Below are 20,477 nucleotides of genomic sequence, written 5' to 3' on the forward strand. Positions count from 1 at the left end.
GGGTATTTTAGTTTTTATATCGCTTATGGCGCATCGGCATTTTATTCTATCGACTTTGCTTGTCGCACTCATTTTTTTGGCAACGCTTTGTTCGCCCAATGCAACAGATACAGCTGCAAATAGTAAGGATTATGCATCAATAGAGATACAAAAGCTTACCGTTCTTGTAAATGATTCATTGATGCCCTTAGCTCAACAAGGCAAGGACATAACAGCTGTTAAAAGATCTTTTTTGGCATGTAGAAGACAATTCAAGAAAATTGAATATTACTTGGAGTATTTTTTTCCCACGACGGTGAAAGCCTTGAATGGCCCTCCCATAGCGGAGATTGAACTTGGTGAAAATTTAATAGAGCCTCCAGGAGGATTTCAGGTCATTGAAGATTATCTCTATAATGAATTAGATACCGCCGCTCGTGCCGAAATGATTAATGAAATCAAAAAATTAAGTGTAGCGCTCAAACGGATACAGCAATATCAGTTAGATTATACCATTACTAGTGCGCAAGTATTTGATGCGATGCGCTTGGAGATTTTCCGGATCACCGCATTAGGCATTACCGGATTTGACGCTCCCTTATCTTTAGAGTCTCTCCCCGAAGCCGCTGCCTCTCTGGAAGGTTTACGAAACACGCTCTCCCTTTATACAAAACATGATGACGTGTTAACAGCTATCGACCGGTCAATCTCCTATTTAGAAGACCATATCTCCTATTTAGAAGACCATAATAGTTTTAATGGCTTTGATCGTCTGACCTTTATTACGGACTACTTGAATCCACTCAATGCGTCTCTACAAAAATTACGCAAACAATTAGGCTTGCCTACCGTACCGAGTCTTTCTGCGCTGAATGACGATGCCAACAGTCTTTTCGGAAGCTCAGCTTTAAACGTAAACAAGTTTGTCAGCAATAAAAACGACTATTTTTCTAACGAAAAGGCGACACTTGGTAAAGCTCTCTTTAACGATGTCCGTCTATCAAACGGAAACCGGAAAAGTTGCGCCAGTTGCCATCATGCTGATAAGGCCTTTACAGATGGGCTGGTAAAAGCAAGGGGAATTGACACTAAAAAGAGCTTACTTCGCAATACACCCACCCTTACCTATGCCGGTTTTCAACGAGCATTTTTTTACGATCATAAAGCAGGCACACTGGAGGACCAAGCGTTAGATGTAGTACACAATGAAATGGAAATGAAAGGTGAATTGACCATGACCGCTGAGGAACTGCAGAAAGACAGCACGTTTGTAGCATTTTTTGACCGAGCTTACGGTACTAGTTCCGGAAAGATCAATCCATGGAAGATTCAACATGCACTTGCTGCGTATATTCGCTCTTTGGCGCCTTTCACCTCAAAGTTTGATCGATATATGGAAGGCGACCTTAAACAATTAAATGAATCAGAAAAAATAGGCGCCAACTTGTTTATGGGAAAAGCCAAATGTGCTACTTGCCATTTTATACCACTTTTCAACGGAAGCCCGGCACCTCTATTCGATAAGACAGAGGCAGAAGTGTTGGGTGTCCCGGAAAAACCGGATACACTGCATGCAACCTTAGATAAGGATATGGGTCGGTATTTGTTAAATCCATACGAACAGTACGCTTACGCTTTCAAGACACCGACACTGAGAAATATTGCGAAAACGGCTCCGTATATGCATAACGGGGTTTATAAAACGTTAGAAGAAGTAGTGGACTTTTATAACCGCGGAGGCGGTGCCGGGATTGGTATTCATTTAGACAACCAAACACTTTCGGATCAAAAATTGAATTTATCCGAGCAGGAAATTCGGGATATCGTCGCTTTTATGCAAGCCTTAAGCGATGAGTAGCCAGCAAGTCACTTATAGAGATTTAAAGACAATAACCAATATTGTTGCTTCGCTAAGCCCCTTAGTGGATCGGAACCGTAATTGAAAGAACCACCCAAGCTCACTCTAATCGGTTTATCAACCAGAAACCACTCAACCCCACTTTGCAATAACTGTGTATAACCCTCGTCAATATTCGTTGAATTAACTAAATCGGTACGCCCGGTATAGTCAACGGCAATACGCAGCAAAGGATCCGGTGTAAGCGTTTTCTTTCGGATAATATCGAAGTAAGCGGAAAGGGTAATTAAAGGACGCAAAAGTAACCCTTGACTAGCCTCATCAAAGGCTTGCATAGTTTCCTGTATCTGGAATCCTAAAAATGGGGAAATATAAAAACGACTGCCGGTATCAGCGGCAAATTTATAGGTGTTGATTGGGCCACGATCACCCATAAACGTAAACAGAAAATTACCCATCAATGAATGACTACGACTTATCTCATCATAGGTGTAACCGGCATTGCCGTTGAGAAACCATGACTTTTTTGCTCCCCGTTTTATTAATCCCGAGAAGCCATAAGCAGCTTGCATATTGTGTTGTTCGACCGCTGTGAGGGTATTTTTGTGGTATTCGGCAATCAACGAGGAAATCCAACGGGTACTTTTGCTGCTGAGGTTCATCGATACACCTACGTTCACCAACCAAGAGCTGCTATCACTTTTTGGCAAAGTTATCTGAAACTGCGCGGGTACTTCCCGAAATTCGGCGGTTTCCATCGACTGCCTAATTTTGATATTCCTTTCAAACCAGTTTGACCGGTCTAAAGGTTGTGAAAAGGCCACGTTACTTCCAAATAGTAAGAAGTAATATAAGATTGTTTTCCTCATCGTATTCAAAGTTTGATTAAGCAATTGCTGCATACACTAAATCAATACAATCTTTTATACTGCCACACGCCTGTACTTCGCTGACGGTAATTTTACGAGGCTTGGCGCGATACCTGACGGCTATATCGTTAAATGACGCGGTGAGCATCAAATATTGATTATCACTGAATTCAAAATCGGTCATTGCCTTCGTGTCTTCTACAACGGAGGGATCCGGATTGGCGTAACCATAACGCATTAGAACCGCTCGTTTGACATCCGCCGCCAAGTTCCTACTTTTTACCTCTCTCGCAGTGTGAGGTACTGCCGCTAGTATTTTTTCAGACACTTGAAAGTCTATAGAATCTATCAGCTCCGGAAAGTCAATAAAAGGATTCCTATTGCCTTGCAACAAAAATATCTCCCGATTACGATGTTTCTCGTAAAGCGTAACGGCTTGTTCTTTTGCCCATCGCTTCAATAGCACAATATCGTCGTCTTTATAAACACTTATTGCATTCGGATACCGCAGCAGGAAGTATAAAGTAGCCCGGGCCACAATTCCTTTGTTATTTTCGGGTTCAAATTGATCATCTTCCATATAGCCGCAAGTAGCCATTTCTTTTTCCATTTGCGATGGTATTGGTTTGTATCCCTCAAAATCATAATAGGGATGATTGTTTCGAAAACTATTGCACCGAGGTTCGCAGGCAAACAGATGATGTAAATCGCCCCGCATTGGTTCACGTGCATCAAACCAAGATTGGCAAACAACATGTTCGCAATTATAGGGCAGGGCCTTCTCGATTGTCTTAAGCTCGCTCCGATAATCCTCACGGTTCATTGTGCCGGCTTTTTTACTCCATTCTATAAACCGAAGCTTACGTTCGATATCAATACGTTGATCAGCCAATTGCAACTCCTCTATGGTGAAGGATTTGCCCGAATAGATACTTCTTAACAGCCCATCAGGGTATATATCTACTTTTGGATACACATATTTAGACGGTTGATAGGATAAGGGATTCGTATGACTACTTTCCAACAGTCGTTGTAATCGGTTATAATCCGCCTTCCCCACATCGCCAACTTCTCGATAATATCTCTTTTTGTCTTCTTCATCGTCAGCCTGTGGATAATAAAGCTCGTCGGTTAACTCGACCGGTTGGGTTCCCGACTCTTTTTCTATAATAGACAGATCAGAAAGCGGCGCAAAAAATTCAGCTAAAAAGGAAAATTGCTTAATAGCATGGCTTCTGATGTCATGTATAATACTACTGACGCGTACGCCTTCGTTCTCTTGCCAATTGATCTGCATTTCTCCTTCCGCGCTGTCCCATACCGTTCCGGCAAGGTTTAAAATCTGACCTGCTGTATTATAACGGGGAACACCCGCATGATGAAGGGCTACCACTTCCCAATCGTCGTTAAAAACCGGGGCTCCGGAAGAACCACTTTTTGTGTCGGCAACATAGCGAACAAATTGAGTGAGCGATAAATCCGTCACACTGTTTTCACGTAACACGACTTGTTTTGGGGAACCGTCAGCATGTTGAATAATGGATACGTAATCACCCTCCTTAATTTTGCCTAAATCACTGCGCAAAGGTAGAAAACCGAATTGCTGTAAAAGGACTACTCCCTGTCTATCGTTGTGATCCACCCATACAATTGTAAAATCGAGGACTTCATTGGTATAGAACAGCTTATCAGCATCAAAACGATACTGACTTGTTCGTAAAACTGCACCTGTTTCGTTTTCCTCATAGTTAAACTCGCCACTGGAATATCGCGCCCATTCGGTTGTAGGCAAAACATGATGATTAGTTAGCAGAATTTGCGGAGCAATTAAAAACCCGGTTCCAAAACCTGCAGGTCCGACGTCCGATGTAATATGAATTCGACAAACCGACTGCGCTGCTTTTGCTCCCTTGCGTAAATAATGGACATTCAATAAATCGTTCCGTCCGATGATCCGCTCCTGAAAATTCGGATCATTGATAAATTGTTCGACGGAAAGATCATGCTGTTTTAAATAGTTGCTTAGATCTAATGGATTGACCGCTGTTAACGGCCTATTTTTTATCTCGGAAGATTTCTCAACCGATGAGATCTTTTTATCTTTTTGCCGATCACTAACGCGTTGAATTTGGTCTAGGAACAGAGAAAGCATTTTCATACATGAGATATTGGCTCATTGCATTTAACAAAAATTTAAACCTATTGTTGAAACTAAAACGAGAAAAAAAAGTTTTATAAAAAAAGACCTAAAATGAAGCAAGACAAAAAAAGACGGCACTGCGCCACGATGGAAGTTTTTCATCGCCAAGCTAATATTTTCCCCGAGTATATGCGGGCGCAAGCACTTATTGAAAGTGATATCGACAAGGTTTTAGAGGGACGCAAGACCTTACGGTTTGCTGCTCCCGCTAAGATTCAGGTCGTTGTGCATATCGTTTATCATACACCAACGGAAAATATTTCGGATGAGCAAGTAAGAAGTCAAATAAACGTGTTGAACGCCGATTTTCGCCGACAGAATACGGATAAGGGAAAAGTACCCTCCGTATGGGAAGAATTGGCCGCGGATTGTTTTATTGATTTTGAACTGGCTCCTGACGGCATTACGAGAACACAGACCGAAGTGGCCTCTTTTGGCACCGACAATGCAGTGAAAAGCACCGAGATGGGTGGCATTGACGCCTGGCCGACCGACAAATACTTAAATATTTGGGTTTGCAACCTACAGGAAGGTCTCCTAGGTTATGCACAATTTCCTGGCGGTCCAAGTGATACAGATGGCGTTGTCATTAATTTCAGGGCCTTTGGTACCATGGGTACAGCCGAAGCACCTTTCAATTTGGGGCGGACTACCACGCATGAGGTAGGGCACTACCTGAATCTTTCCCATATCTTCGGCGACGGAAGAAGCAATTCCTGTGAAGATACCGATTATGTAGAAGATACGCCAAACCAATTGGGACCTAATTATGAAAAGCCTACTTTTCCGAAAATTTCCTGTAACAATGCTCCCCATGGCGACATGTTTATGAACTACATGGATTATGTGGATGACGACAGTATGTTTATGTTCACAAAGGGACAAGCCGCTAGGATGAAAGCCACTTTGCTCGGCCCGCGCGCCTCGTTACTCGCGACAAAACCAGCCATTGAAGACAATGAATAAAGAATATTTAAAAGGGAAATGGGTTCACTCTTTTGAAGAGGACAGCGGCGATGAAATGGTTTATCGACCTGAGGGGTTTTCATTGCCCCTGGCTAGAGGACGTGATAAAATCAACCTGGAAGAAGACGGGAAGTTGGTCAATTCACATCCCGGCCGCGATGATGTACCCCGATCTGACACGGGATCGTGGCAGCTGGAGCAAGATAAACTCATTTTACGTTTTGATACCGATAATAAAGAGCAATATACTATCTGCGAAATCAGTACGGAAAAGCTGGTACTAAAAAGAGAGGTTTAAAGATAATCGATCATGAAAAAAATTGATAACCGGATTTTATTAATATTTCCTATATTCATTTTCGTCTATGCCCTTATTCGCGATGATAAGCACACAGAGGGACAGACCTACGCTTACTTCATTTTAGCTTCTGTATTTACCTTATTGATTGCCTTATTGCCCCGTTTAACAGAACTTACGCTAAGTGAAAAAGGACTATCGGTTAAAATGCTTGATCAGATATCCAAGCGGGTTGCAGAATTGGAAACTTTAACAGACCCAACCCATAGAGCCCAGTTGGGACGCGATAAAGATTTTGATCAAGAATTAAATGAAAAAATCGGCGCACTAAGAGAAAGTATTGCCAACTATAAAATGATATCGGAAAGAAATTTACGCTGAAGCCTGAAAATCGTTAATACCTTTCTCGAATCTATACCGCCTTGAATCTTTAACCTCGTACCGGATATAGGTAACAGGGTCTCATGTTATTTCACCCACTGTAACCAGTTCTTTACCATAACTTAGGTTATAAAGACATAGAAAAAAGAATATGAAAATGGTTAAATATCCAAAATAATCGTAATATCATCGTTTTTTCATCGTAAATTTACTATAAAAAATACGATGATTTTACGATAAAAAAACGGTTAATAAACGATAAAATTGAATCTTTATATAAGATCTGTTTTATGTTTATTATAGCTTATTTTATATTTTGTTTATAACATGGAAATAACTCGTTGAAAGCTTGCACGTCAGGTGCTTTAAAAACGGAGTAAGAATCAAAAACAAAAGGTAACTTGCAACGTTTCTAAAAATAGAATAAAACCTTTCTAAACGCTTATATAATGAATACATATAACAAATTGGGTTGGCCCCTTGTGATGCTCTCGGCAATTACTTTGCTTACTTCCTGCAACAATAAGCCTAAAAGCGCAGACGCGACTAAAACTGAAACCGTTAGATTGTTTCCAATAGCCAGCAATCCAGATAATCCGTCTGTAATCTATCTCAGCTTAACAGACAAAAAAGATAGTGATACGTCCATTGCGTATACCGCCAAAGGGCTTTATCAAAACGACACCGTCAGTTTTTTAGTTGAGATTAGTAAAAACATTCCTGCCGGCATTAACAAAGATGGTTCTGTTAATCAGAAAGATGGCTTTAAAAAAGGAAGCATCACCTTTAAAAGTGCCGGAGCGCCGAGTGACGCATTTGTAACTGCGCTAGCGAGCTTATGGAAAGTAGATGGCATTCGGAAAATGAAAGCAGCCCCTATTCAGCCCTTGGCGTTTTCGTCGAATAAGAAGTCTTTTGATCCCAACAAACCTTCAACGAACAGTTTTAAATTGTTTTTTGATGATGACACAGCGAGCCCCGGTGAGGTTTTTTTCACCTTTGATACGTATAAACGTAGTATACAATTTCAAGAAAAAGACACCGTACAAAGGAATGCCATTGTACACGCGCTTGGAGAATAACGATTTAGAAGAAATCGAGAAATCACAAAGGCTGCGTTTTGAGTAACGACAGCCTTTGTGTATTATAATCAACCTAAACCTTATCTCAATAACGCATTTTTATCAGATTTGTTTTACTAACCGATTTTTTTTCACTCGTCGACTTTCATATTTTCGTTGACATCAAACTTCAATGATACAGGAACAGTTTGCATGCAAAAATTCAAAAAATTACCGGTACAGACACTTATTCGAGAACATTACCTGAGGATCGAACGCTTACAGAAAGACTATCAAAATCTATCTGCCACACCGCATCGCCATGATCATTACGAACTGGTTTGGGCCCTAGGGGATGGTGAACACTTTATTAATTTTAAGCCCTATCCGCTTCAACGGAATCGTATATATTTCCTTCAGCTCGGGCAGGTGCACCAATTCCCGGAATTTGAACGCTCAGGGTGGATATTTCTGATCAGTGAAGAATTAATGCAATACTTTTTCAGCTTACATCCACAGGAAGAAGGCAAAGGCCTTTTTGATACATTTAGTACGCAGCCTTTTGTTGATATGGATGAAGATACAATACGCTTTCTTAGACATATTATTCAGCTTCTTTTGTTAGAGCAGAATCAAAAACCGCTAGGTAAGAATATGCTTTTTCATTTAACAGCTAGCCTCTTATTACTATTGAACACCAAACATGCTTCTGAGAAAAAGTCGGTGATTTTATCGAATCCGGAGCGTAAAGTCCTCTTGGATTTGCGGAAATTGATCCAAAAGCACTACCGCGATGCACATGGAATTAATTTTTACCTTAATATGCTTCATGTGCCAGCGAAAACACTCAATAGGATTTGTCGGAAAGCAACCGGGAAAACGGTTCATGAACTTTTCGAAGATAAGCTCTTAACAGAAGCAAAAATGGCGCTGTTGAGCACTTCGAACAGCGTAAAAGAGATTGCTTTTGATCTAGGATTCAATGACCCCGCTTATTTCGGCCGCTTTTTTAAGCGTGTCACCGGATTCACACCACTTAAGTATAGAGCGATACACAGTGCCTAAAAGTACCGGACATTAACAGGAAATCACTATAGCCCTGTTCGCATGACTTGTATTTTTGCCTTCCTATGAAGGCACAACGGAATACAATTTTGGCAATAATAATAGGCATTATCTCCGCGCTATTTTTATCCTCTACATTTACCATCAATAGTTTATTAGCCCATACCGGTAGTCATTGGGCATGGACAGCTTGCTTAAGAAGCTTATTTATGATTCCTGTAATGCTTCTCCCGTTATTGGTTACAAAGAAATTCAAAACTTTCTGGCAGGCCATAAAGCGTTATCCTCTTTTATTTTTTAAATGGGGGAGCATCGGATTTGGGGGATTATATACCTGTATGGCATTGGCTTCTTTGCTTATTCCCGGTTGGCTAGTTGCAGCAACCTTTCAGATTAACATCTTAGCAGGCGTGCTTTTAGCACCCTTTCTTTATAACGATCATCGAAAGAAAATTCCAGTTAGAGCTTTGGCACTTTCCTTATTAGTTGTATTCGGCGTGCTGATCATGCAACTTGATAAACTTATACAATTGCATGACGGACGCTCCTTGATGATCAGCTTCGTTTTGGTGCTCGTAGGAGCCATTGTCTGGCCACTTGCCAATCGCAAATTATTAATAGAACTGGATAGCCGACAGGTGCCGCTAAATGCCATGCAAAGAGTGCTGGGTTTAACGGTAGGTTCTCTTCCCTTGTGGTTAGTACTTGCCACCTATGCCTTTTCGCAAGTAGGTATGGCTCCCGGACCCCAATTGCAGGCATCTTTTTACTCAGCCATATTCTCCGGTTTTCTGGGTGGAGTAGGTTTTTATAAAGCTACTCAGATGGTGAAGCACGATCCGATAGCATTAGCGACTGTAGAAGCTACGCAGGTCTTCGAAATATTTTTCACATTAATCGGTGAAATTTGGTTAATCAACGCTTCTCTACCAAATCTCTACGGTTTTAGTGGTATGCTCGTGATTATCCTTGGTATGATCTTCCAAATTTCGCTTTCTATTCAGCACGCAAAAAAGAATAAATTACAATCTGTCTAGCTGAAACATCTCGTCTGGAATGCGTTAGTTTACTTAACGATGGTCAAGAAAAAAAGGGGGATCGCCCCCTTTAAGTTTATTAATCAAATTCGATAATAAATTCATTCCTACTATCAGTTTTCCAGGCAAATTGCTGTGTGGTTGGTGAAGCGGCAAAAAATGGCGAGAAGGTCTTCACTTTTACGGTTTTATTATCAGGAAAAAATTCCAAGATACGTAACCAGCCATCTCCACCATTTCCATTACGATGGCCTCCTCCCATTGACTGGGCATCAAACAACATCTGATGCACCTTCTTACCGGCTGTGTTCTTATCAGCCCGATAACCTTCGCCCGAAATATGGCCACAAAAAACAAGCTCAATATTTGATGCCGGCTGTACCAGTTTCTCCCATATCTGCTTTCCATTATTGGCAGAAGGCAGCTCAATGGTTGGTGATTTTTGTATGCGATTATGGATGGAATAAGGCTCATAGACAAACCATTTTGGTTTGCCCGTTGTTCGCTCATCTTTGTTGTTCAGGTAAGCATGCGTCATCAATACAATACGATGATTCTTATATTGTTCCATATTGGCAATCGTTTTGGCCCATGTCAGCACGGTATCCCGTGGCGCAAACTCGATAGTTAGAAATAAATAGTCTTTCCCATTCAGTGAACGCATCTCGTAAGCTGAATTTTCCAAAGTCGGTTCGCCTATTTCATTTGTACCATTTTGTGCTATGATCTTTCTGTTCATCCAATTCTTATCAATTTTAAAAAACTTATTGAACTGTGATGAACGTTTGCCTTCCCGGTCAATGCTGTAGTCGTGATTTCCTGTTGCTGTAATATATGGAACTTTGCCATCCAATTTACCGAATGATCTAGCGATTGCTTCCCACTGCCGTTCTGCAGATTGATTACCGTCTTCACCTCTATTGATAATATCGTTCTGTTCGACTAAATCGCCAACGCACATCACCATTTTAATGTTTAGGGTATCGATATTTTCTTCGATCCAGGCCATCATTAAATCCAGTATGGGTTGATTTCTGCTCCATTTCACATAGTTTTGCGGATCGGGGATCATAATCATAGACCAGGAATCCTTCTTTTCCAAGGCAGGTTTACGGTAAGCTTCTTGCGCTGTAGCAACCTTTATGAAAAAAAACAGATTTAGGGCTAGCAGTATAGAAAAAATTCTTTTCATTTTATTTGTTTTAAAATTAGTAATCGTTTAATAACCGGGATTTTGGGTCAAGCTCTTATTCGCATCCCTTTCGGCTTGTGGAATGGGCCATAGTTCATCTTTATTTTCGCGATAAACAAGTTCCTGGGTATTAAAATACCGGGAGGCCTTACCATGGTTATATATGGGTGAGTAATTTTCGTCAATATCCACAAGAACGTCTTTCGTCCACGTATTGGCGGATCGATTTAGATAAAGATAACCGTTCATGATTTGAGGAGCCAAGTTCCAACGTCGGATGTCATACCAGCGAAGACCGTCGTTACACAATTCAATTTTACGTTCGTAACGAAGTGCCGTACGCAATTGAGACTGTGATAAATTTGACGCAATCGGCGGCATGTGTGCCCTTGAACGGATCTTATTGATAGCCTCATAAACGGATTCGTCTATGTCATTCGCTTCTATTTTAGCTTCTGCATAAATCAACAGCAATTCAGCGTAGCGAAAAATACCAACATTCAAATCAGACACGCCGGATGCTGAGTTGATCGCATAATCCGCGTTATCTGTATGCTTTCTCCACAAATAACCGCTAAAGGAACGATAAGCATTCGTTGCATCGGTATTGTTCACTACCGCAGGTGTATTGCTTTGCCCCTCTATAACGGGCCAATAGTTATTCACTTTCGCGAAGTTTGCGTTCGGTTCATACTGTATTCCCATTAAGCGCGCATGAGGGCGAGCGCAGTACATATCCAGTCGCGGATCTCGATTGACAAACGGATTGGCCGGATCATACAAAGGAGATTCATCAATGGGAAGCCCATCGATTGCCTGAAAAGAGTCGATCAGGTTTTGTGTAGGCCCCCAATAACTTGCGCCTTTCCCTAATCGCGAAGCCATATAATACCCTTGATTATGGGTATTACCGCTGATGGTTTGGTTATACTCGGCCACCCAAATCCATTCTTTACTGGATTGATAGCCTGCATATCCAAAAATATTGGAGCAAGCCGGTTCACCTTCCGCATGGGTTTTGTTACAATAATCCAAAGAAGCATCAAATGCCGTGAGCTCATAAACACCTTCTGCCAGTTCCAAGGCCTTGGCCGCAGCCTCAGCAGCAACCGTATACTGGCCGCTATACAAGGCCACGCGTGCTTTTAACATATAAGCGGCTACCCTTCCAACCCGTACATTTCCATATTGCGTTTGCGCTATCGGAAGACGATCAGCCACCGCTGTCATTTCGTCGATAATCCATTGCTGAATTTCCATTTTAGCGGTGCGGGGCAGATTGGTATCGTTTAAGCCAAGTGCATGTAATACAAGTGGCACATCCCCATATAATTCAATTAGTTGTGAATAACAATAAGCGCGGATCACCCTTAACTCTGCATCCAGTTGATAGTAGCTATCTTCCGGCATTTCCACTTTTATATTTTCTAAGTTGTCAAGTACCGAATGGCATCGGGCAATCGTTTTATAATGCGCCTCCCAAGGTTTGATGGCTAAGGCATTATCAGTAGTTAATGAACTGGTTATCGGCGACGTATAGTTATTCCCCGGACGCGCATAGCCGATATCGGTTATATTATCCATCACATGCCAGATGGGCGTACTGGCTGCATCCAACAAGGTCAAGCCTTTATAGGCACCATATAAGCCCATTGTTGCTTCTTCTTCCGTCGCCGGAAAAGTGCCTGTTGTTGGGCCATTTAAGGGGAACTTATCCAGTTCGCAGCCCGAAAAAAGTACAACACTTATTAATGTCGCGGTCGATAATATTTTTTTAATAGCAATCATTTTTTTAGAATTTGACATCAATACCAAATGAATAAACTTTAACCTGAGGATAATAGGCTGCCCCTCCTAGGGATACACCATCGGCCGCACCGGCATCATATGCAATCTCCGGATCATATCCTTGCCAAAAATTTGTTGAAGTAAACAGGTTTTGTCCATTTACATAGATATACAAGTCGCTCACGCCTATGCTTTTTAGCCAATTTTTAGGCACCGTATAACCGAGTTGTATGTTTTTCAACCGCAAATAGGAGGCGCTTCGCATCCAAAAAGATGAATTCTGCGTATTATTAGCCGATGTAATGGACAAGCGCGGAAAAGCCGCATCTCGATTTTCTTCCGTCCAATAATCCAATTGCCAAGGTTTAATAGCACTTGAATTAACAGTAGGTATAACATAGTGCGAATTGAGGTACCCATCTACCTTAGCTACCCCTTGAAAAAAGGCATTCAATCGGAGGCCTTTCCAACCGAAATCCAAGTTGAATCCATAGGTATAGCGAGGAATAGTGCTACCGATAACGACCTTATCATCATCGGTTATTTTGCCATCAGGAATGGGGTTCCCTTGCTCGTCGAATGCACCGGCAAGGTCCTTGTACCGGATATCACCGGGATGTAAGGTTCCGAACTGTGTGGGACCGGCATCAATCTCTTCCTGCGACTGGTAAAGGCCGTCAGCAACATATCCATAGATGGAGTTAACGGCATAGCCTTCCTGCTGACGTAGCAAAGTTCCAGAGGTTTGACCTTTCATATCCATGATCTCATTTTTAACATCGGAGATATTTAAACCGACCCCCAAGCTGAAATCTCCCCATTGATTATCGTAGCGGCTACTGAATTCCCAACCCGTATTGCGTACCTTCGCCGCATTTTGATAAGGAGCATTTAATCCGGTTAACTGAGAAGTATACAAAGTGAGCAGAATGCCGTCCGTATTTTTTTTGTACCAATCGGCAGTAAATGAAAAGCGTTTCCACAAGGTTGCATCCAAACCCACACCTGTCATCGTTGTTTCTTCCCATCTTAAGTCTGGGTTCGACATGGTATTTAAAGTGACAAGCTGATAAATCTTATCCGCCATGGAAATACTGCCCACAGCTAGTGTTTCGGTAAAAGGGTAATAGGAGCTACCTATGTTTTGGTTGCCCAGTTTCCCCCAGGAGGCCCGTAGTTTCAGTTGATCAAGGAAACTTTTTGTATCTCCCATAAATGACTCCTCTGAAACCCTCCATCCCGCTGAAAATGACGGAAAGAAGGCCCAGCGATTCCGCTTTATAAAGCGTGAAGTCCCGTCGTAACGGAAATCCGCCTCAAAAAGATAACGATCTTTATAATCATAGTTGAACCTTCCAAAGGTAGAAACCAACAACCACTGGTCATGGGTACCATTATTATCTTTTGTTTCGTTATCAGCACCGGCCGTTAAAACTTCGTAGGTATCATACGTAAAATCCCGCCGATAGCCCATCAGATATTTCTCATCATAAGTTTCACGAGATGCTCCCATCAGGAGTTTAAAGTTATGATTGTTCCAAGAATGATTTGCTGAGGCAAGAAATTGATAATTTCCGAAGAAGTAGCGATAAGCAGTTTCTGTCAAGGAAGTAAAGGTATTGGCAGCACCCGCTTCCGTACCGTCGTCATTGTAGGTCATCACGCTCTTTACAAACACATGCGAATTTCTTGTTCGATAACGCGGGGCTGCGATCCCCGTTAAAGAGAGCCATTTTACAGGTCGGTAGCTGATATTGAAATTTCCGATAAGCTCCAACGTGTTTCCCTTTCTATTTCCTCCTTCTTCGATAAAAGCAACGGGATTTTTGTTTACCCAACCTTCTGACCACAACCCGTTTCTCCTGATTGGAATATTGGTCGGCATTCGACCAAGGTAGTTCCATATATCTCCTTCATCTGCAATTTGGAGTCTATTACTATTGGTGAGCGAGATGTCGAATTTAACAGATAATTTATCATTAGGCTCAATGTCCATATTATTCCGTACCACATAACGTCTAAACCCGGTGTTCTTAATAATCCCATCTTGGCTTACATAAGCTATCGAAGGCATAACCCGAATTTTACCGGCGTTAGCCGACAATGACACAAAATGATTATTTGTAAAACCGGAACCATTAAGAATAGCTTTTTGCCAATTAAAATTATCAGGGTCAGCCGTATATTGTTCTTGAAACGCTGCAATGGCCTCTTCACTATACAATTCGTAGCCATTATCATTCATGTTAGCTTCATTAAAAACGTTCATAAATGTTAAGCCATCCGTCACTTCCGGTATGCGTGTAGCCTTTTGCCAACCGCCATATCCTTTATAATTAAGTGAGAATTTGCCGTCAGCAGCCCTCTTGGTAGTTATTAAGATGACACCATTTGCAGCGCGAGAACCATAAATAGCGGCCGATGCGGCGTCTTTCAATACAGAAATAGATTCAATTAAATTGACATCTACCATATCAATGGAACCGGCTATACCATCGATTAAAACCAAGGGTGAGCTATCAGATCCGCCGAATGAGTTGACACCACGTATGCGTATCTGTCCGCCATCTCCTCCCGGCGAGCCTGTTTGTGAAGTGACGGTGACACCTGGTGCCAAGCCCTGTAATGCGGTAGAAGTTGAAACAATTGGCCGTCTCTCCAACTGTTCGCTGTCAATAGTCGATACAGAACCCGTTAGATTTGCTTTTCGTTGCTTTCCATATCCAACCACGACCACCTCATTCAACGCAGCCACATCTTCTGCTAAGGTAAAATTTATCAGCACGTTGGTTGCCGCCACAATTGTTTGCGCTTTTTGCTGCGGCCGATAGGCTATATAGGATGCCTGGATGGTATAGGCTCCTGGAGGTATACTGAGGGAGAAATGCCCCTCTTCATTTGTGCTCACACTTTTATTCAATTCCAAGATTCGAATATTGGCGCCCGCCAAAGGCAATCCCTCACCGTCGATTACGCGGCCGCTGACAGTGCCATTTTGTTGTTTTTTGCGTAAGACTACCGTATGAGGGTCTCGCTCCTCGTAAGTAATGGGTGTACCTTCTAATAACACGTCCAATACATGCGCTACAGACCGGGCCTGAAAATGCTTCGCTTTAACATCGATTTTTTCCAGTTTTAACAATTTCTCATCGAAGGCAAATTCGACTTGACTTTGCATTTGAAGGTGCTGAATCGCCGCATATAATGTGCTATTCTTAAAGGTGATATTTACCGACCTCTCCAGGACCTGCCCATTAGAAGGTTCCGCAAGCAAAAGTTGCGAAAACGAGATGATAACGGTATAAATTAAAATGGTAATGCGCATAACTTCCCGTATGAACAGTGCGTTTTTATTCATAAGTTTGTATTTCTTAGTTAAAAAATAGGGCTAAGGAGCTATGCGTAGGGTCTCAAGCTAGTGCATAGCGTAGATCATTAAACAGGCGCCACTTTGACGCCTGTTTTCTTCAAGGATATATCGTTACTACATTATCTTTCCTCCTATATTTGGTGTTATGGATACCACAGATGATGGCCATGGTTTCCTCTAAAGATCGGTCTGCATGTATGGTTAAATTGTAATGATGATTCGCGGTTCTTCCCTCCCCGTGTTCCAAATGCACACCGTAAAGATTGTATAAGGTCTGTGCAAGTTCATTAAAGTCCGCTTTTTGTAAGACAACAATTCCTCTTGCCCATGCATTAACCTCATCGTTATTTAAGCCGATACGTTCTGTCTGTCCATTCGCCTTTCGGTAATTAAGTCCCTTAAAAGCAGTAAGTTCATCAAGAACTCGCTGCGAATCACTTACACGTACTTTTCCATGCTGCACTTCTATCGTCACATCGTCCAAGGTCTTATATGATTTCACATTAAAGGCTGTACCAAGAACCTCCATCTTTAAACTTGGTGTGTGAACAATAAAAGGCCTGAGACTGTCTCGTGCAACTTCAAAATAAGCTTCACCTTCGTCAAGAAATATTTCTCGTTTATTCGCCAACAAAGGTTCACGAATCCGAATTGTAGAATTCGCGTTGACATAGAGCATGCTACCATCCGGTAAATCGACTTTCTTTATTTGCTTGATTCCTGTTCTGATTTGATGGTATGCACTTACAACATGAGTGGAAGTTTCGCCGAATTTATCGTTTTGGTGGCTATAAAGCCAAACCATAGTTCCCAATGCCAGTACGAACAGCGCTGCGATGGCCGCCCAGCGAAAAACAGCTATTTTCCGGAGGGGCATCTTTTTCGGTTGAATAGCTCCATGAATACGTCCGTAGAGTTCCTCTTTTAACGCAGTCATGCCCTCCTGATCTTCCATACCGGGCACCCCCACTTCCGACTCTCCAAAAGAGTCATACCAGCGTTGCAGGAGTTCACGCTTCTCGGTAGACAGCTTACCCTGAAGATAACCATCCATTAACCGTTTGAATTCATTTTTATCCATGCGAAAATAAGAGCAGGGTAAATCCCGTGTTCTACCAGTAAGTAGCACTTAGGGCTCATCCGTCCCGATAAAATCGATTAATAAATAATTAACTTTAGGTTAATAAAATGTAAAGAACCAAACAAATAGCGGATAAGTCTTCCGGAAAGTCCTTGGCAAGTGCTTTTCGTAATTGATGGAGGCCTTTGCTGATATTGTTTCTGACTGTTTTTTCGGCGAGGTTGAGTGAGTTTGCAATCTCGTCAACACTATAATCCTGAATACGAAGCTTAAAAATTTCGCGCATGGTATCCGGCATTTGATGCAATTCACGATTCAAGGCTGCTTGTAGATCGTGTTGCGTTAAAAGGTCTGGCATTTGACCATGTACTTCTACCATCCTTTGATAAAGATAGCTGAATGCACGATCCTGAATATCCATTTTCCTGAAATGAGCAATCAGTTGATATTGCAATGCCGTTCGCAAATAGGTATCAATACTGGTATTTATTTGGATAGTTGCACGTTGTTGCCAGCAATAAACAAATACTTCCTGCACCATATCCTTAGCCAGCGCTACATCTTGTAATCTTCTGTAAGCAATAATATAGAGCTTTTTCCAATGTGCATTGAAAATAGAGGTATAATTTTCCTCTGAGATTTGAAGCTTTTTGTCCTCCTGAAACGGTGGGTTGACCATGGTATTAATGCCATATTGCACTCGGGCAACAAAACTAAAAAATAACTAGGCTTTGGCTGACGCAAAGCGTATTAAGTTTACATTAATTTATTTACTATTCCTTCAGTTATAGGCTCTAGTTATACGTTCCAAGCAAAGGCTGCACTACTTGTCTTGATACTTATGTCTTGACACCTACCTGCCTGCCGGCAGGCAGGTGTCTTTATAAAGGAATAAATTGCAATCCAACTTCTTCTTTGCTATCTTTGAATTTTGCAAATACCTTCTTATGGCAAAGAACATTAAAAGCACATCGCTCGATGAATTTTATCGGGAGGCTGCCAAGTTTACCGGCAGGGAAATACAAACGCTTTTACCTCGAGGCATTAATAAAGAAATAGGCCATTTTAATGTGTTTGATATCGCCGAAACAATTCAACAGGTAAAACAAAAACAAGTTATGCCCTATAATCGTCGGGCTTATTATAAAATCAGCTTTATTAAAGGTAAGAATCGGGCCGAATATGCAGATAAAGTAATTAACGTCGAGAAAAATGCTTTACTGTTCGCGACGCCCAAAGTACCTTATCACTGGATTCCATTGGATGAAAAGCAGGGAGGATCTTTTTGCGTATTTACAGACGAGTTCCTTATAAAAAACAAATCGGGTGTTGTGCTAGACGAATTGCCCATTTTTCAAGTGGGAGGTTATCCCGTTTTTGAAATAACGGACGAAGAGGCTGAAGAGATAGCTTATATATTCAAAAAAATACAAAAAGAAATTGCGTCTGATTACGCATATAAGTATGACTTAATCCGCAATTATGTATTGGAATTGATTCATTACGGACAGAAATTACAACCTGCTACTATCCTCCACGCTCATCAAAACGCTGCCACGCGTATTATTTCTTTGTTTATTGAATTATTGGAACGCCAATTTCCTATTGATTCGACCCATCAGCGTTTGATGTTGCGCACTGCGAAAGAATATGCAGAGAGGCTGGCCATTCATGTAAATCACTTAAATAAGGTGCTGAAAGAACATACAGGTAGAACAACAACCGACATTATAAGCAGTCGTATAGCACAAGAGGCAAAAATACTACTCAAACAAACAGACTGGAACATTTCAGAAATTGCGTACAGCTTAGGTTTTGAAGAGGTGGCGCATTTTTCCAACTTTTTTAAGAAGCAAACTTCCTTAGCGCCATTGACGTTCCGATCGTAATTATCTTATTTGATTTTTGCAAAGAGCCGATTGATGTTTGCAAACATCTCCTCACGTTTTGCTAGATCTTTGTGTTATCAAATAAAAAGAGATAAACAATGACAACAAAAAGTAAAATTGCCTTGGTAACCGGCGGCAGTCGCGGACTAGGCAAAAATATGGCCATTAATCTTGCTAAAAAAGGAATTGATGTGATTCTTACTTATAACAGCAATCAAAGCGAGGCAAACAATGTGGTAGCAGAAATTCAATCGCTTGGCCAAAAGGCAATCGCTTTTCAATTGGACACCAGTAACATCAAATCCTTTGACGATTTTTTGCTGCGTGTAAGCAATTATTTGACAGAACAGAATGGGAACAAGCATTTCGATTTTCTTATTAATAATGCCGGAACCGCACTTTATGCTCCCTTTGCAGAAACAACAGAAGAGCAATTTGATGAGGTGTTGAATATCCACTATAAAGGGGTCTTTTTCTTAACACAAAAGGCTTTACCATTTATTAACGATGGCGGCCGTATTATTAATATTTCATCCGGTTTGGCCCGGGTTTCTTTTCCCGGTTCTTCTGCTTACGGCTCTATGAAAGGAGCAATTGAAGTGCTTACGAGGTACTTGGCGAAAGAGCTGGGTCCTCGCCGTATTGCCGCCAATATTGTGGCACCAGGCGCCATCGAAACGGATTTCGGTGGCGGTCGTGTACGGGATAATAAAGAAATCAATGACCATGTCGCTAGTGTTACTGCCTTAGGACGAGTCGGTTTACCTGACGATATCGGCGGTGTAGTGGCCTTTTTATGTACTGAAGATGCTAAATGGATCAATGGTCAACGCATTGAGGTTTCAGGAGGAATGATGTTGTAAGATACCCAAAGAATAAATTGCTCCAATTTTTAAGTTCAGGGTGACAGGATTAAACTACGTTTATTCCTGCCACCCTTTTTTTGATTTTTCCCGAATGATAAAAGCGTAAATTTATTATATTTAAGAAGTTAAAGAAGATATTCTGATGAAAAACGAGCTTTATTATATATCAACGGATAAATCACTCATAAATATGGAGATCGTTTTTAACTTTTTACATAACGATTCATATTGGGCACAGGGCCGGTCTCGGGAGACTGTCGAACGATCCGTGACAAACTCGCTCTGCTTCACGCTTTTGGACTCGACAGATAAGCAAGTTGGCTTTGCACGTGTCATAACAGATTATGCCGTCTTCGCCTGGCTATTGGATGTTTTCATTCTCGACAATTATCGAGGCCTCGGTTTAGGTAAAAAACTGATTACTACGATTATGGAACATCCGGATCTTCAGCAAATAAAACGATGGGCTTTGGGAACCAAGGATGCTCACGGGTTATATAAAAAGTACGGTTTTAAACCACTAGCCCATCCTGAAAACATGATGGAACGGCGTGTATATTAATTTGTAATTTTATCG

17 protein-coding genes are annotated in these 20,477 nt (G+C 41.5%); 10 read left to right on the forward strand and 7 right to left on the reverse strand.

From position 1 onward, the window contains the following. Positions 1-25: 25 nt before the first annotated feature. A complete protein-coding gene (locus M1D52_RS18540) occupies positions 26-1,837 on the forward strand; it encodes a cytochrome-c peroxidase (RefSeq protein ID WP_437393319.1) in 1,812 nt (603 codons plus the stop codon). An 8-nt stretch (positions 1,838-1,845) separates the two neighbouring features. On the opposite strand, the gene M1D52_RS18545 is transcribed toward M1D52_RS18540, so the two are convergent. Both M1D52_RS18545 and M1D52_RS18550 read right to left on the reverse strand, forming a co-directional pair. Further along, complete coding sequence (locus tag M1D52_RS18545; protein ID WP_437393318.1) at positions 1,846-2,706, reverse strand: hypothetical protein; 861 nt, start codon at positions 2,704-2,706, stop codon at positions 1,846-1,848. Positions 2,707-2,722: 16 nt separating this feature from the next. After that, positions 2,723-4,864 (reverse strand): endonuclease, encoded by a 2,142-nt coding sequence (locus tag M1D52_RS18550; RefSeq protein WP_437393317.1) that lies wholly within the window; start codon positions 4,862-4,864, stop codon positions 2,723-2,725. Positions 4,865-4,957: 93 nt separating this feature from the next. Between M1D52_RS18550 and M1D52_RS18555 the strand changes: the two genes are divergently transcribed. The 6 genes from M1D52_RS18555 to M1D52_RS18580 all read left to right on the forward strand — a co-directional run bounded on the left by M1D52_RS18555 (position 4,958) and on the right by M1D52_RS18580 (position 9,714). Next, complete coding sequence (locus M1D52_RS18555) at positions 4,958-5,872, forward strand: zinc metalloprotease (RefSeq protein WP_437393316.1); 915 nt, start codon at positions 4,958-4,960, stop codon at positions 5,870-5,872. Then, the gene (locus tag M1D52_RS18560; protein ID WP_377477958.1) at positions 5,865-6,170 is read left to right on the forward strand and encodes a lipocalin-like domain-containing protein; all 306 of its coding nucleotides are present in this window, start codon (positions 5,865-5,867) and stop codon (positions 6,168-6,170) included. The genes M1D52_RS18555 and M1D52_RS18560 overlap by 8 nt, the downstream gene beginning before the upstream one ends. Before the next feature lie 12 nt (positions 6,171-6,182). Then, positions 6,183-6,551 (forward strand): hypothetical protein, encoded by a 369-nt coding sequence (locus M1D52_RS18565; protein WP_437393315.1) that lies wholly within the window; start codon positions 6,183-6,185, stop codon positions 6,549-6,551. Positions 6,552-7,000: 449 nt separating this feature from the next. After that, a complete protein-coding gene (locus tag M1D52_RS18570; protein ID WP_377612244.1) occupies positions 7,001-7,633 on the forward strand; it encodes a hypothetical protein in 633 nt (210 codons plus the stop codon). 192 nt (positions 7,634-7,825) lie between these two features. Further along, complete coding sequence (locus tag M1D52_RS18575; RefSeq protein WP_013665778.1) at positions 7,826-8,677, forward strand: helix-turn-helix domain-containing protein; 852 nt, start codon at positions 7,826-7,828, stop codon at positions 8,675-8,677. A gap of 89 nt (positions 8,678-8,766) precedes the next feature. Further along, the gene (locus M1D52_RS18580; RefSeq protein WP_457941579.1) at positions 8,767-9,714 is read left to right on the forward strand and encodes a DMT family transporter; all 948 of its coding nucleotides are present in this window, start codon (positions 8,767-8,769) and stop codon (positions 9,712-9,714) included. A gap of 79 nt (positions 9,715-9,793) precedes the next feature. On the opposite strand, the gene M1D52_RS18585 is transcribed toward M1D52_RS18580, so the two are convergent. From M1D52_RS18585 to M1D52_RS18605, 5 genes are all read right to left on the reverse strand, one after another. After that, positions 9,794-10,906: a metallophosphoesterase gene (locus M1D52_RS18585; protein WP_437393313.1), complete on the reverse strand. Its 1,113-nt coding sequence runs from the start codon at positions 10,904-10,906 to the stop codon at positions 9,794-9,796. A gap of 27 nt (positions 10,907-10,933) precedes the next feature. Next, positions 10,934-12,694, reverse strand: coding sequence for a RagB/SusD family nutrient uptake outer membrane protein (locus M1D52_RS18590; protein ID WP_377612254.1), 1,761 nt, complete (start codon positions 12,692-12,694; stop codon positions 10,934-10,936). Positions 12,695-12,698: 4 nt separating this feature from the next. Then, on the reverse strand, positions 12,699-16,052 hold the full coding sequence (locus tag M1D52_RS18595; protein WP_437393312.1) for a SusC/RagA family TonB-linked outer membrane protein: 3,354 nt from the start codon (positions 16,050-16,052) through the stop codon (positions 12,699-12,701). A 109-nt stretch (positions 16,053-16,161) separates the two neighbouring features. Beyond that, a complete protein-coding gene (locus M1D52_RS18600) occupies positions 16,162-17,145 on the reverse strand; it encodes a FecR family protein (protein WP_437393311.1) in 984 nt (327 codons plus the stop codon). Positions 17,146-17,239: 94 nt separating this feature from the next. After that, positions 17,240-17,824 carry an RNA polymerase sigma factor gene (locus M1D52_RS18605; RefSeq protein ID WP_013665767.1) on the reverse strand — a complete coding sequence of 195 codons (585 nt, stop codon included), beginning with the start codon at positions 17,822-17,824 and terminating at the stop codon, positions 17,240-17,242. A 268-nt stretch (positions 17,825-18,092) separates the two neighbouring features. On the opposite strand from M1D52_RS18605, the gene M1D52_RS18610 reads away from it, so the two are divergent. The 3 genes from M1D52_RS18610 (at position 18,093) to M1D52_RS18620 (ending at position 20,462) form a co-directional block, all read left to right on the forward strand. Beyond that, entirely contained in the window at positions 18,093-19,034 is a 942-nt protein-coding gene (locus tag M1D52_RS18610) for a helix-turn-helix domain-containing protein (protein ID WP_013665766.1), read from the forward strand. 98 nt (positions 19,035-19,132) lie between these two features. After that, the gene (locus tag M1D52_RS18615; RefSeq protein WP_013665765.1) at positions 19,133-19,897 is read left to right on the forward strand and encodes an SDR family NAD(P)-dependent oxidoreductase; all 765 of its coding nucleotides are present in this window, start codon (positions 19,133-19,135) and stop codon (positions 19,895-19,897) included. A gap of 145 nt (positions 19,898-20,042) precedes the next feature. After that, positions 20,043-20,462: a GNAT family N-acetyltransferase gene (locus M1D52_RS18620; RefSeq protein ID WP_013665764.1), complete on the forward strand. Its 420-nt coding sequence runs from the start codon at positions 20,043-20,045 to the stop codon at positions 20,460-20,462. Positions 20,463-20,477: the final 15 nt, after the last annotated feature.

The organism is Olivibacter sp. SA151 (assembly GCF_054130995.1).